This window comes from Nannocystis sp. RBIL2, assembly GCF_026626745.1.
Taxonomy (GTDB): Bacteria; Myxococcota_A; Polyangia; order Nannocystales; family Nannocystaceae; genus Nannocystis.
In genome coordinates, this window is record NZ_JAPNJW010000002.1 from 5,971,512 (window position 1) to 5,984,115 (window position 12,604).

Sequence of the window (12,604 nt, forward strand, 5' to 3'; positions counted from 1 at the left end):
CGCGTCACCCTCTCGAATCACCCGCAGCACCGGAGCGACCATGGGCATCCTCAGCTTCATCAAGGGCCAGTTCATCGAGATCATCGAGTGGCTGGACAACACCAACTACACGCTGGTCTACCGCTTCCCTGACGACGACCACGAGATCAAGAACGGCGCCAAGCTGGTCTGCCGCGAGAACCAGGCCGCGATCCTCATCAACGAGGGCCAGCTCGCCGACGTGTTCGGCCCCGGCACGCACACGCTCAGCACGCAGAACCTGCCGATCTTGTCGCGCCTGAAGGGCTGGAAGTACGGCTTCAGCAGCCCGTTCAAGGTCGAGATCTACTTCGTCAACCTGCGCCAGTACGTCGACCAGAAGTGGGGCACCGCCAACCCGGTGCTCATCCGCGACCCCGAGTTCTCGGTCGGCGGCCGCCCCGGGCGCGTGCGGATCCGGGCCTTCGGCTCGTACAACTTCAAGATCTCCGACCCCGGCGTGTTCTTCAAGGAGATCGTCGGCACCCAGGGCCTGACGACCACCGACTCGATCGCCGAGTACCTGAAGCGCCAGCTCGTCAGCAAGTTCACCATCGCCGCCGGCAAGAGCGACCTCAGCGTGGCCGACATGGCCGCGCACTACAACGTGCTCGAGAACGCGGTGAAGGGCGACCTGGCCGAGGAGTTCGGCAAGCTGGGCCTCCTGCTGACCAGCTTCGTGATCGAGAACATCTCGCTGCCGCCGGAGATCGAGAAGGCGCTCGACGCCGCTGCCGCTCAGGCGGCCCGCGGGGTCGACAACACGATGGCCTGGGAGGGCCTCGGCGTGATGCGCGACGCGGCCCGCAACCCCGGCGCCGGCGGGGCCTCCTCCGCCGGCATGGGCATGGGGATGGGCATGGGCATGGGCCAGATGATGGCCCAGATGATGGGCGGCATGGCCGGCGCCATGAACCCGCAGCAGCAGTTCCAGCAGCAGCCGCAACAGCAGCAGCAGGCGCCCGCGGACGACAACAGCCTCGAGGCCAAGCTGCGCAAGCTCAAGGCGGCGTTCGAGGCCGAGCTCCTCACCGAAGAGGAGTACAAGGCCAAGCGCGCCAAGCTGCTCGAGGCCTTCTGAGCGCCGCGGCTCCCCCCGGGTCTGCAGCGCGCGCTGCAGGCCCGCCCCCGCGGGTGTTCCTGGTCGGCACCGACACCGACTGCGGCAAGACGACCCTCGCGTGCGCGCTCCTCCGCGCGGCCGCGGAGGCGGGGCTGCGGGTGCTGCCGTTCAAGCCCGCGGCCAGCGGACAGTCGGGACCGGAGGCAGATCCCGAGCGCCTCGCGGCGGCCAGCGACCTCGGCGTGACTGCCAGCGAGATCTGCCCGCTGCGCTACGCCGAGCCGCTGGCCCCGGGCATCGTCGAGGATGCTGCGGCGTTCACCGGGGGTCCGAGACTGGATGTCTCGAAGGACATGCTGCGGGAGACAGGGCCTATCGGGCATGTCCGAACGGTCATGGAGAACCTCGAGGCGGCGCACCGACCCGAGGTGACTTTGGTCGAGGGCGCCGGCGGGCTGTGGGTGCCGATGCCCGGCGGGACCTGGCTGCCGGCGTGGGTCGCGGGGCTGCGCGCGGCGCCGGTGGTGGTCGGTCGCCTGGGCCTCGGCGGGGTCAACCACGCGCTCTTGACGATCTTCGCCCTGCGCGCGCTGGGCCTGCCGCCGCGCGGGTTCTTCCTGGTCGACACCCACGCGATGCCCGACGCGGCGCGCACCCACAACCCGGCCGTGATCGCGGCCGCGAGCGGGCTGCCGTGCCTGGGCGTGATGCCCCACGCGGCGGCCGATACGGCGTGGCTGGCCGCGGACGCGTGGGCGACGATGACGAACCCGGCGCGCAGCTCACCGGGTCCTTGAGACACGCACAGCTGGCGGGCTGGTCATGATGCTCTTTAGAACATGCCGCCAAGGACATGTCCCGAGCGGCAGGCCCTCTTTTAGAATTGGCCGCGGAGGATCAGGCTGCCCGGGCCGATGCCGAGCTGGCGGACGCCGCGGCGAGCGGCGCGCTTGTCACCGGCGTCGGTCTTGGGCCGGGAGTTGATGAGGATGACCGTGCCGAGGGTGAGGAGCGCGGCGCCGGCGATGGTGGCGGCGACGCCGTACCACTTGGTGTTGAAGAGGTACTTGCACTCTTTTTCGCCGGTGATGCCCGGGTTCATCACGTTCTCGCCCTCGCAGTCGAGCGAGTAGTTGCGGCCGTCGATCGCGGTGAGGGCGATGCCGCCGCCGATGCCGAGGATGCCGACGGCGATCGAGGCGTAGCCCCAACCCTTGCCGGGCAGGCGGCTCGGCAGTTTTTCCAGTGCGTACTGCAGCTCCTCGCCGACGCCCTCGACGAAGGTGACCTCGCGCTCGAGGGCGATGAAGCCCTCCTTGCTGATCCGGATGACGTGCTTGCCGGGCACGATCGGGCGGTTCAGCGGGGTGGTGCCGGCGATCTCGCCGTCGATGGTGACGAGCGCGCCGGGCGGGTCGGTCTGCAGCTTGAACGAGGCTGGCCCCTTGGCCAAAGCGTCGAGCTTGAGCCGCAAGGTGGCGGCGGCGGAGTCGATGAGGCCGCTGGCGTCGACGACGCCGCAGATCTCGCAACCATCCTGGGTGGCGGCGATCCGCTGGCCGTCGTTGCCGTTGAACAGGTCGACGTGGACGTTGTAGTCGCGGTCGCGCACGGTGACGGCGGCGCGGACGATGTAGGCGGCGCCGGTCTTGGTGGCGATCGACTTGTAACAGACGGCGTTGTCGCAGCTGGCGGCGCCGCTGTCGGCGGTGATGACCTGGTCGGGCGTCAGCACGGTGAAGTTGCCGCGCTGCAGGCCGCTGCTGAGCGACTGCGTGAGCGAGTTCTGGTCGGCCTCGCTGAGCGAACCCTCGATCACGAGCGGCAAGATCGCCAGCTTCGCGCCCTGCTGCTCGGCGCCCTCGCCAGGGGCCGCGAACGTCAGCACGGGCCGCGGGGCCGCTGCCGCGGCCTCACCGATCCCCGAAGTGCTGAGGCACACACTGGCGGCCATCGCCACCGCAAGGCTCCGTCGCGCGAGGTCCATCTCTTCCCGAGGCTATCACGCTTGACCTTAGCCCCTCCACCATCCCACCCTGTGCAAGCCCCCGGTGACCCGCCTCCGCACCGCTTTGCTCGCCGCGTCGCTCGCGTTCGCGCTCGCTTGCCCGCAGGGACCCGCCGCGGAGGCACCGCCTCCGCAGCCCGCGCAGACCCCCGCACGCGCGCCCGAGCCGTGGCTGTACGGGCCGGCCCTGCGCGACAGCATTCCGGCAGGGCTCGCCGCGCGCCCGGTGTTCGAGCTCGCCGACGGTCGGCACGGGCGGGCGGAGATCGGCGTGGCGGTGGCGAGGCCGGGCGCGGCGCCGCGGCTCGAAGTGTGGGAATTCAGCCAGAACAACCCGCGTGAGCGGCTGGAGCGGGTCGGCGAGGCGCGCGAGCTGGTGGCTCTCGAGGGGCCCCGCGAGGCCCGCGGTCAGCTCGACGCGATACGCACGGCGATCGCCCGCCCGGGCAACGAGTTCGTCCGCATGCGCGGCCTCGAGGGCGAGCCGGAGGCGATCGTCGCCGAGCTGCAGCGCCTGGCGGCAGTGGTGCGCGACGATGCGGCGCTCCCGGAGCTGCGCGCGCAGGCCCTGGCCGACCTCACGCGCGCGCTCGACGATCACCTCCTGTTCACCGAGAACCGCCTGCCCGAGCTGCTGGCAGCGCTGAGCAGTGAGCTCACGGTGGCCTCGCGCGAGGCGATCGGCGAGCGCCGCGTCACGGTCACGCTGCGCGAACCACCGCACCGCCTGACATTCGCCCGCACCGGCGACCGCTGGGCGCTCAGCGACCTGAAGCTGGCAGCGCCGAGCGCGAAGGCTCCCTGAGCCCCGAGCGGGCACTGGCAGCGCCGCCGACGATCGTCGAGGCGAAGGCGCGCTCCGAGTTAGCGAGGGCTGCGGCTGCTTCACCCGGCCCGGGGCAGGTCGATCTTTCGGATGTCCGAAAGGACAGGCTGCGCGACGCGGCGATTCGCGCCTGGGTGCTCGTGCGACGGATGCACCCTCTGGCCGTCGACGAGCCGCCTCCGTCGATCACATGTCTCGAAGGACCTGTGATCCCACATGCTCGCGGCAGCCCATCCCGTTGGATGCCCGAAAGACAGCTGCGGGACGAACCGAATCGTGCTCGACGGCGGTGTGTCCGAAGGGACAGGTAGCTCATCGAGCGGGCTCCCGAATCACATGTCGCGAAGGACATGTGATCCAACGACCCCGCGCCCGGGCCGACTACTCCGCGTCGGGGTCGGCGGCGCCTGCGGCCGAGCCGTCGCCGACGGCGCCCTGGCGCATGAACTTCTCGACCGCGGCCTCGTGCTCGGCGATCGTCTTTGAAAATTGGTGCGTCTTGTCGTTGCGCGACACGAAGTACAAGAAGCGCGACTTCTTCGGCGCGAGGACGGCTTCGAACGCGGCCTTGCCGGCGTTGGTGATCGGCCCCGGCGGCAGGCCCTCGTGCGTGTACGTGTTGTACGGGTTGTCGGGGTCGCGCAGGTGGATCCGGCGGATCCGGCCCTCGAACTTCTCGCAGGCCGCCGACTTCTTCACCGCCGCGGTGCAGCCGTAGATGATCGTCGGGTCGGTCTCGAGCCGCTTGGGCTGGAACGACGAGAAGCGCAGGCGGTTGAGGAACACGCCGGCGATCAGCGGCCGCTCGTGCTTGGCGGCGGTCTCTTTCTCGACCAGCGAGGCCATGATGATGATCTCGCGGTCGCCCCAGCCGAGGGTCTTCTTCAGCTCCTCGAGCGCCTCGCGGTGGCTGCGCTTGAGGTTGTCGAAGACCTTGCGGTGCTGCTCGACCATGCGACGGATCACCTGGTCGGGCGTGGCCGCGGTCGGGAACTTGTAGGTGTCGGGGTAGAGGTAGCCCTCGACGCTCTCGCCCTCGATGCCGAGCTCCTTGAGCAAGGCGGGATCGCGCATGGTGGCGAGGATCACCGAGGCGTCGCCGTAGCCGGCGACCGCGAGGATGTCAGCGACCTCGAGGATGTTGCGGCCCTCGGGGATGGTCACCCGCGTCTCTTCGGTGCGCTGGGCCCGGACGAGCTCGGCGAGGACCTGCTCCGGGGTCATGTCGGCGCGGAAGGTGTGCGCGCCGGCGGTGATCTTGCCGGCCGCGCCGCGGTGCAGGACGAACAGCTTGAAGTAGAGGCCCTCGTCGTCGGGGATCACCCCGGCCTCGACCAGCTGGGTCAGCACCTGCGGGAAGCTGGCGCCCTTGGCCACCTCGATGGCGATCGGCTCGGCGCTGCCGACCCCCGGGCGCTCGGGGTAGTCTATGACCCGCTGGTACGTGCGCGACAGCCACACGCCGCCGACCACCAGCGTGACCGTCACCACCACCAGGGCCACGTATTGCGCCCAGCGCGAGCGCCGCGGACGCCACCACGGCAGGCGCTGGCGCTTGCTCGCTGCGCTCGGGGCCTGGGTCATGTGCCTGTCTCTCCGGACATGTCCTTACGGCGCTGGCCGTCGAGCCAGCCCTGGAGGATGAACTGGGCCGCGGCGGCGTCGATGACCTGCTTGCGGCGCGCGCGCGAGACGTCGGCCTGCAGCAGCGCCCGCTCGGCGCCGGCGGTGCTGAAGCGCTCGTCCCAGGTGAAGGCGCGGGGCGAGCCCGGGAGCGCGCTCAGGGCCGGCTCGAGGAGGGCGAGGAAGCGCTGGACCTGGCGCGCGCGGTGGCCGACGGAGCCGTCGAGCTCGAGCGGGAGGCCGACCACCACGGCGCCGGCTTCGAGCTCACGGGCGAGCGCGGCGACGGCGGCGGCGTCCTCGGCGTGACCGCGGCGCGTAAGGACCTGGCGGGGACTGGCGATCGTGCCGCTCGGGTCGGACACGGCGACGCCGATCGTCTTGCTGCCGACGTCGAGGCCGAGGGCGCGCATGCCCGGGGTTTTTAGCACAGCGGGGCCTCACCCGGGCAATTTCGCGAGCTTCGGCCCGGGCTTGCTTTCGGGCCGATCTTGCGCGGGCTCACCGCACACTCGGGGGAGGCCGGTCTTGCGCGCGCCCGGCCGGGGGGTCGATGCTCCGCCGCATGCTCGATCAGGTCCCGCACGCGCCGCAGAAGCTGCCTGTCGTCGGTCACATGGCCGCGCTCATGGCCGGGGCGCCGTGGGACGTGACGGAGCGGTGGCTGCGAGAGCGCGGGCCCACGGTGCGGCTGCAGATCCCCGGGGCCAGCTACCTCGTCACCTCGGACCCCGAATTCATCCGCCACGTGATCGTCGGCGCCGCCGACAACTACGTCAAGGATCTGCGCGCCATGGGCGCCTTCCTCGACATCCTCGGACATGGCCTTTTGACCAGCGACGGCGAGCTGTGGAAGAAGCAGCGGGCGGTGCTGGCGCGGGCGTTCCGCATCGAGGCGCTGCGCAACGTCGCCGAGGCGTCGATCCGCGCCGTCGACCGGCTGGCGGCGGTGCTCGACGCGCACGCGCGCAGCGGCAGGCCGGTCGACATCGGCGCGCAGATGCGGCGGCTGACGCTGCAGGTGATCGCCGAGGCGACGCTGCAGATGCCGCCGCACCAGAGCGACGACGTGCTGCCGCGGCTCTACGAGCCGCTGGTGGAGGAGGCCAACAAGCGGGTCTGGCTGCCGTTCCGCGGCTACCTGCCGACGCCGGCGAAGTTCCGCTACGACCGCTCGCTGGCCCAGCTCGACGCGTTCTTGCTGGAAAAGATCCGCGCGCGCGTGAAGGCCCGCCGCGCCGACCCCAAGGCGCGACCGGCCGACATGCTCGACATGCTGCTGATCAGCCTCGAGGAGCGCGGCTGGACCGACGACAGCGAGCGGCTCGTCAGCGACGAGCTCAAGACGATGCTGTTCGCCGGCCACGACACCTCGAGCGCGATGCTGACGTGGACGCTGCACGCGTTGACGCAGCAGCCGGCCGAGCTCGAGCGCCTGCGGGCCGACGCCGCCTCGGTGTTCAACAAAGGCGACGCCGTGCCCGACTACGAGCAGCTCAAGCGGCTCGACTTCGCCGGGGCGTGCCTCAAGGAGGCGCTGCGGCTGTACAACATCGTGCCGGTGGTCGTGCGCGAGGCGGTGGTCGACGACCGCTTCGGCGAGCTGGTGATCCCGCGCGGCACCAAGGTGATGGTGCACATGCAAGCGCTGCACAAGGACGCGCGCCACTGGCCCGAGCCCGAGGCGTTCCGCCCCGACCGCTTCCTCGGCGACGAGCCGGTCGGCCACCGCTGGCTGCCGTTCATCACCGGGCCCCGCAGCTGCGTCGGTCAGCACTTCTCGCTGCTCGAGGCGAAGATCGTGCTGTCCCGCCTGGCGCTGCGCTACGAGTTCTCACCTGTCCCCGAGAACAGCGACGCGCGCCACCGCTTCAACATCCCGGTCGGCCCGGCCGGGAGCATCTGCATGCACGTGCGGCCGCGGGTTTAGCTGTCTCCGAGGACATGTGCGGTCGGGACGGCGGCCGCATGCGCGGGACGAGGCGAGGCCGAAGCAGGCCAGCAGGAGCGGGCCGCCGGACGGAGCGCGAGCCTGTCGTGCCGCTGCGACATCCAGCGATGCAGGGTGCTCGCGGTGGGGATGCCGCCGCGAGGAGCGGCAGAGCGCCCGACGCCGCAGATGTCCTCGCAGAGGTCGCCGACGAGCGGCGAGGGGGCGGCTGTCATGAGCTGTCCCTGAGGACAGGTCTCGGTTCATGCCCCTCCCATGACACCGGCGACAGGTTCGGCGCTCTGGATGGCCCCGAAGCGCTCGAGCCCGCGAGCAGCGAGCCCTGCCGGCGCGGGGCCCCGAGGAGCGGCCGGAGGTCCGGCGGGCTCGGCCGTGGCCCGGAATCACATGTCCTGGGGGACATGTGCCCCGAGCGTGCATGATTCGCGGGGGTCGAGGGCCGTAGCACCTGTTTTAAGGGACATGTGATGATCCATCGCTCGTCCGCACGCGCAGCTCGGGGCGCGCGAGTTGCGAGGGCCGGGCGCGGGCATGCGCGGGGCGTTCGCTGCCGGGACTTACATGTACCGAATCGACGCGCATCGACAGATGCGCCGCCGCTCCGCTATGCAGGAGCGAGTCTATGTCGATAGGTCGTCGAAGCGTCCTGCACGGCCTCGGGATCGGTCTGGTCGCCGCCCCCTTTTTAAATCTGCTGACGGCGCCGAGCAGTCGGGCCGAGGGCGGGCCGACGGCGCGGCGGCTGATCGTGTTCTTCAGCCCCAACGGCACGATCCCGCAGCACTGGAGGCCGAGCGGGACCGAGACTGACTTCAGCTTCCCGGTCGGCTCGATCTTGGAGCCCCTGGCGGACATCCAGGATCAGCTGATCGTGGTCGAGGGCCTCGACTTCTTCGGCGCCGATAACCACGAGGGCGGCATGGCGGCGATGTTGACCGCCAGCGGCACGGCGTCCGACGAGTCGGGCGGGATGTCGATCGACCAGTACGTGGCGGCGCAGATCGGTCAGGACACGCGCTTCTCGTCGCTCGAGTTCGGGGTCCAGACGTCGGCGTGGGGCGGCGGGGTGCAGACGCGCATGTCGTACGCGGGCCCGGGCGCGTGGGTCACGCCGGACGACGACCCGGCGCACGTGTACGGGCGGCTGTTCGGCGACTTCATGGGCGGAGACGAGGCCGCGGCGGCGCTGCGGGCCCGGCGTCAGCGCGTGGTCGACCTGCTGGTCGACGAGGCCAGCGCGCTGCGCGGGCGCCTCGGCAGCGAGGAGCGGCCCAAGCTCGACGCGCACCTCGACGCGCTGGCCAAGGTCGAGAAGGGCCTGATGGGGGCGGTCGGCTGCGGCTTGCCGGACGCGCCGATGGGCGGGGGCACGCAGGACAACGCCAACTTCCCCAACATCACCGCGGCGCAGATCGACATGATGGTGGCGGCGCTGGCGTGCGACATGACGCGGGTGGCGTCGCTGCAGCTGTCGCACACGGTCAGCCCGACGGTGTGCTCGTGGCTCGGGGTGGCGGAGGGGCATCACTCGCTGTCGCACATCGACGACTCGAACGTGGCCGGGGTGGCCCAGTTCGTCGAGTGCGAGCGGTGGATGGCCGAGCAGTTCAAGTACCTCGTGCAGAAGCTGGCGATGACGCCCGAGGCCGACATGCAGGGCTCGATGCTCGACAACTCGATCGTGCTGTGGGCCAAGGAGATGGGCGACTCGCGGCTGCACACCTGCGTCGGCGTGCCGTTCGTGATCGCCGGCGGCGCGGGCGGGCGCTGGCAGACCGGCCGCTACCTCAAGTACAGCGGCGAGTCGCACGGCAAGCTCATGGTGTCGCTGTGTCAGGCGATGGGCCTGAGCAACGAGACGTTCGGCAACCCGATGGTCGGCAACGGCCCGCTCCCCGGACTGGCGTGAGGAGGACGAGGACCATGCGCACGACTCTCGTCAGCAACCTCGCGATCTTCCTGAGCCTCGCGGCCTGCCAGAACGGCGGCGGCGGGGCGGGCACCGACTCCGACGGCGAGACCGCCGGCACCGGCACGAGCATGGGCACGAGCAACGGCGACCCGACCGACGGCGGCGGCGATTGCCCGAGCGACGCGCAGTTCTTCGAGACGAGCGTGTGGACGCCGATCCTCAGCAAGACCTGCATCACCTGTCACAACCCCGAGGGGCTGGCCAAGGACACGCGGATGGTCCTGCTGGCCGAGGGCGAGGAAGGCTGGCTCGCGGCCAACTTCGCGGCGGCGAAGGAGGTCGCGCTCGACGACGACGGCGGGACGTCGATCCTGCTGCTCAAGCCGACCAACCAGCACCCCGACATGCACAAGGGCGGGATGGTCGTGACGCCCGACACCGAGGCCTACGACGCGCTGGCGCAGTTCGTCGCGCGCAGCCAGGGGACGTTCTCGTGCACGGGGCCCGACGGCGAGGGGGCGGCCGGCTGCGACGAGGGCGGCGCCGGGGTGCGACGCGTGCGACGCCTCAGCCACGTCGAGTACAACCGCACCCTGGCGGCGGTGCTCGGCGCATCGACCGAGCTCGGGCTCGGCTTCGCGGCCGACACCGTGGTGCAGGGTTATACGAACAACGCGGGGGCGCTGGTGGTCTCGGGGCTGCTCGCCGACCAGTACCGCGACGCGGCCGAGAAGATCGCGGACCTGATCGTCGCCGACCTGCCGACGCGGCTCGGCTGCGACCCGCTGGCCGACGGCGAGCAGACCTGCGCGCACGACTTCATCGCCCGCTTCGGCAAGCAGGTGTACCGCCGGCCGCTCACCGCCGACGAGCAGGCGCGCTACGAGATGCTGTGGAAGGAGGCCGCCGCGATCGAGAAGTTCGACGGCGGGATCCGCTGGACCATCGCGGCGATGCTGCAGTCGCCGGGGTTCCTCTACCGCACCGAGCTCGGCGAACACGCGGGCGAGGGCATCTACGAGCTCACGCCGTACGAGCTCGCCAGCGAGCTGTCGTATCTGATCGTCGGCGGCCCGCCCGACGCCGCGCTGATGGCCGCGGCCGACGACGGGACGTTGAAGGACCCGGACGTGCTGCGGATGCAGGCCACCCGCCTGCTCGCCAGCGCCGACGCCGACGCGACGCTGCACCGCTTCGTCGACGAGTGGTTGCACATCGACCGCCTGCGCACGGTGCCGCGCGACGCGATGCTGTACCCCGAGCTGACGCCGCAGATCCGCGAGGCCATGCTCGGCGAGACGCACCGGTTCGTCGGCGACGTGTACCGCGGCGGCGGCTCTCTGGCGGAGCTGCTGACCGCAAACTACTCGTTCATGACCGACGAGCTGGCGAGCTACTACGGGGTCGAGGCCGGCGCGGGCGAGCCCGATCCGGCCGGCTTCAAGCGGGCCGAGGCCGCCTCGGCGGCGGGCCTGTTGACGCACGGCGCGGTGATGACGACGCACGCGCTGCCGACGTCGTCGTCGCCGATCCACCGCGGCAAGCTGGTGCGCGAGCGGCTGCTGTGCCAGGACATGCCGCCGCCGCCGCCGGCGCTCGACACCTCGCCGCCGCCGGTCGATCCGGGCCTGAGCACGCGCGAGCGCTACACCCAGCACTCGGCCGATGCGACCTGCGCGGGCTGTCACGCGCGCATCGACCCGATCGGCTTCGGCTTCGAACACTACGACGCGATCGGCCGCACGCGCACGATGGACGGGATCCACGCGATCGATGCGACGGGAGAGGTCTTGCTGACCGACAACACGAACGGGCCGTTCGACGGGGCTGACGAGCTGGCGCAGCTGCTGGCGGGGAGCCCGGACGTCGAGGCCTGCTACACGCTGCAGTGGGCCCGCTACGCGGTCGGCTCGGCGGCGGGCAGCGAGCTGAAGTGCGTGCAGGACGATCTGTCCGCGGCGTTCGTCGAGGCCGAGGGCCGGCTCGACAGCTTGGTGCTGGCGCTGGTCGGCACGCGGTTCTTCCGCGAGCGCGGCGGAGCGCCGAGCCCGGGCGGCGACCCGACGACGGGCGAGGACCCGACGACGGGCGGCGAGACGACGACCGGCGAGGAGACGACCACGAGCGGCGGCACGACCACCGGCGAGCCGCAGCCGGGGCCGATGACGTCGCCGGGCATCGACGTGCAGATCACCCAGGACTCGAAGTGGGAGCAGGGCGAGTGCAACTCGGTCACGGTCAGCAACACGACGGGTGCGCCAATCGTGTGGCAGGTGGCGATCGCGATGCAGGGCACGATTCAAAACGCGTGGAACGCCAAGTACACGCAGGACACGATGCACTTCGTGTGGACCGGCGAGCCCTACAACGCCGAGGTCGCAGCCCAGGGGACCACGAGCTTCGGCTTCTGCATCCTTTATTGAGGATGAGAGGCTGAGGGTCGGCGATCGACCATGGCCGCGTAGCGCTCGGGCTCGCGGTCATGGTCGGCGCGCGTGACGATCGCGTCAGGGCCGTCGGCGCGGTCGACCGCGAGGACGCCGTCGAGGTGATCGAGCTCGTGCTGCAGGAGCTCGGACTCGGCGGCGGGCAAGCGCTCACGCAGGTGAAGCCGACCGTGCTCGTCGTGGTACCGCACGGAGATCGATGTCCACCGCCTCACGCGCACGAGCAGCTCGGGGAAGCACAGGCAGTCGTCCCAGAGGGTGAAGGTCTCGTCGCCGTGCCACACGATCTCGGGATTTAATAAGGTTCGAGGCCCGTCGCCGAGGTTCAGGGCGACGAGGCGCAGATCGATGCCGAGCTGCGGCGCAGCGATCGCACGGCCGAAGCCGTGCTCGGCGCGGAACTCGGCCAGGGCGCGGTGCAGCCGCTCGACTGCGATCGAGAGTTCGGGCGCGGCGAGGTCGACGGGGCGAGCGACCGCACGCAACCGCGGGTCGCCGAGGCGGAGGATCGCGGACACGCCGGGACGATCGCACGGGGGGCTCGAGGGTGGGGAGGATGAGTCGGCGATGGGTCGGTCGAGGTGGTGAAGAGGTCGGCGACTCCGGTGCAGTGGCCATGAGATGCAGGGCTTGAATTCGGGGCGGTGAAGGTGATCGTCTGCTTCCTCTTTTTGTGCGCGAGCCGCGAGCGCTGGCGCGCGGACCGGGGGGGAGCTCGGCGCGAAAAAAATCGTGTCACGCGGCGCGGGGGCTGCC

10 protein-coding genes are annotated in these 12,604 nt (G+C 70.9%); 6 read left to right on the forward strand and 4 right to left on the reverse strand.

Annotated elements, in window-relative coordinates; translation table 11 throughout:
- Window positions 1-40 precede the first annotated feature (40 nt).
- Window positions 41-1,099, forward strand: coding sequence for an SPFH domain-containing protein (locus OV090_RS48490; protein ID WP_267711939.1), 1,059 nt, complete (start codon window positions 41-43; stop codon window positions 1,097-1,099).
- A 53-nt stretch (window positions 1,100-1,152) separates the two neighbouring features.
- Window positions 1,153-1,878 (forward strand): dethiobiotin synthase, encoded by a 726-nt coding sequence (bioD, locus tag OV090_RS48495; protein WP_346660424.1) that lies wholly within the window; start codon window positions 1,153-1,155, stop codon window positions 1,876-1,878.
- Between the two features lie 80 nt (window positions 1,879-1,958).
- On the opposite strand, the gene OV090_RS48500 is transcribed toward bioD, so the two are convergent.
- The gene (locus OV090_RS48500) at window positions 1,959-3,035 is read right to left on the reverse strand and encodes a PEGA domain-containing protein (protein WP_267711940.1); all 1,077 of its coding nucleotides are present in this window, start codon (window positions 3,033-3,035) and stop codon (window positions 1,959-1,961) included.
- Between the two features lie 97 nt (window positions 3,036-3,132).
- Here OV090_RS48500 and OV090_RS48505 point away from each other — a divergent pair, with 97 nt between their 5' ends.
- Window positions 3,133-3,894, forward strand: a complete 762-nt coding sequence (locus OV090_RS48505; RefSeq protein ID WP_267711941.1) for a hypothetical protein — start codon at window positions 3,133-3,135, stop codon at window positions 3,892-3,894.
- A gap of 402 nt (window positions 3,895-4,296) precedes the next feature.
- Here the strand turns inward: OV090_RS48505 and mltG are convergent, their stop codons facing one another.
- Together mltG and ruvX are read right to left on the reverse strand one after the other, a co-directional pair.
- Window positions 4,297-5,499, reverse strand: coding sequence for an endolytic transglycosylase MltG (gene mltG / locus OV090_RS48510; protein ID WP_267711942.1), 1,203 nt, complete (start codon window positions 5,497-5,499; stop codon window positions 4,297-4,299).
- A complete protein-coding gene (gene ruvX, locus OV090_RS48515; RefSeq protein WP_267711943.1) occupies window positions 5,496-5,951 on the reverse strand; it encodes a Holliday junction resolvase RuvX in 456 nt (151 codons plus the stop codon). Before ruvX ends, mltG begins: the two co-directional genes overlap by 4 nt.
- Before the next feature lie 152 nt (window positions 5,952-6,103).
- On the opposite strand from ruvX, the gene OV090_RS48520 reads away from it, so the two are divergent.
- The 3 genes from OV090_RS48520 to OV090_RS48530 all read left to right on the forward strand — a co-directional run bounded on the left by OV090_RS48520 (window position 6,104) and on the right by OV090_RS48530 (window position 11,824).
- Entirely contained in the window at window positions 6,104-7,468 is a 1,365-nt protein-coding gene (locus OV090_RS48520) for a cytochrome P450 (RefSeq protein WP_267711944.1), read from the forward strand.
- Window positions 7,469-8,111: 643 nt separating this feature from the next.
- Window positions 8,112-9,398, forward strand: coding sequence for a DUF1552 domain-containing protein (locus tag OV090_RS48525; RefSeq protein WP_267711945.1), 1,287 nt, complete (start codon window positions 8,112-8,114; stop codon window positions 9,396-9,398).
- A gap of 14 nt (window positions 9,399-9,412) precedes the next feature.
- Complete coding sequence (locus OV090_RS48530; protein ID WP_267711946.1) at window positions 9,413-11,824, forward strand: DUF1592 domain-containing protein; 2,412 nt, start codon at window positions 9,413-9,415, stop codon at window positions 11,822-11,824.
- On the opposite strand, the gene OV090_RS48535 is transcribed toward OV090_RS48530, so the two are convergent.
- Complete coding sequence (locus OV090_RS48535) at window positions 11,818-12,366, reverse strand: peptide deformylase (RefSeq protein ID WP_267711947.1); 549 nt, start codon at window positions 12,364-12,366, stop codon at window positions 11,818-11,820. The two genes, OV090_RS48530 and OV090_RS48535, sit on opposite strands and share 7 nt — an antisense overlap.
- Window positions 12,367-12,604: the final 238 nt, after the last annotated feature.

Excerpts from the sequence above, each read along its gene's own strand:
- OV090_RS48490 (WP_267711939.1), top strand. The coding sequence starts at position 41 with ATGGGCATCCTCAGCTTCATCAAGGGCCAGTTCATCGAGATCATCGAG.
- OV090_RS48500 (WP_267711940.1), bottom strand. The coding sequence starts at position 3,035 with ATGGCCGCCAGTGTGTGCCTCAGCACTTCGGGGATCGGTGAGGCCGCG.
- mltG (WP_267711942.1), bottom strand. The coding sequence starts at position 5,499 with ATGACCCAGGCCCCGAGCGCAGCGAGCAAGCGCCAGCGCCTGCCGTGG.
- ruvX (WP_267711943.1), bottom strand. The coding sequence starts at position 5,951 with ATGCGCGCCCTCGGCCTCGACGTCGGCAGCAAGACGATCGGCGTCGCC.
- OV090_RS48520 (WP_267711944.1), top strand. The coding sequence starts at position 6,104 with ATGCTCGATCAGGTCCCGCACGCGCCGCAGAAGCTGCCTGTCGTCGGT.
- OV090_RS48525 (WP_267711945.1), top strand. The coding sequence starts at position 8,112 with ATGTCGATAGGTCGTCGAAGCGTCCTGCACGGCCTCGGGATCGGTCTG.
- OV090_RS48530 (WP_267711946.1), top strand. The coding sequence starts at position 9,413 with ATGCGCACGACTCTCGTCAGCAACCTCGCGATCTTCCTGAGCCTCGCG.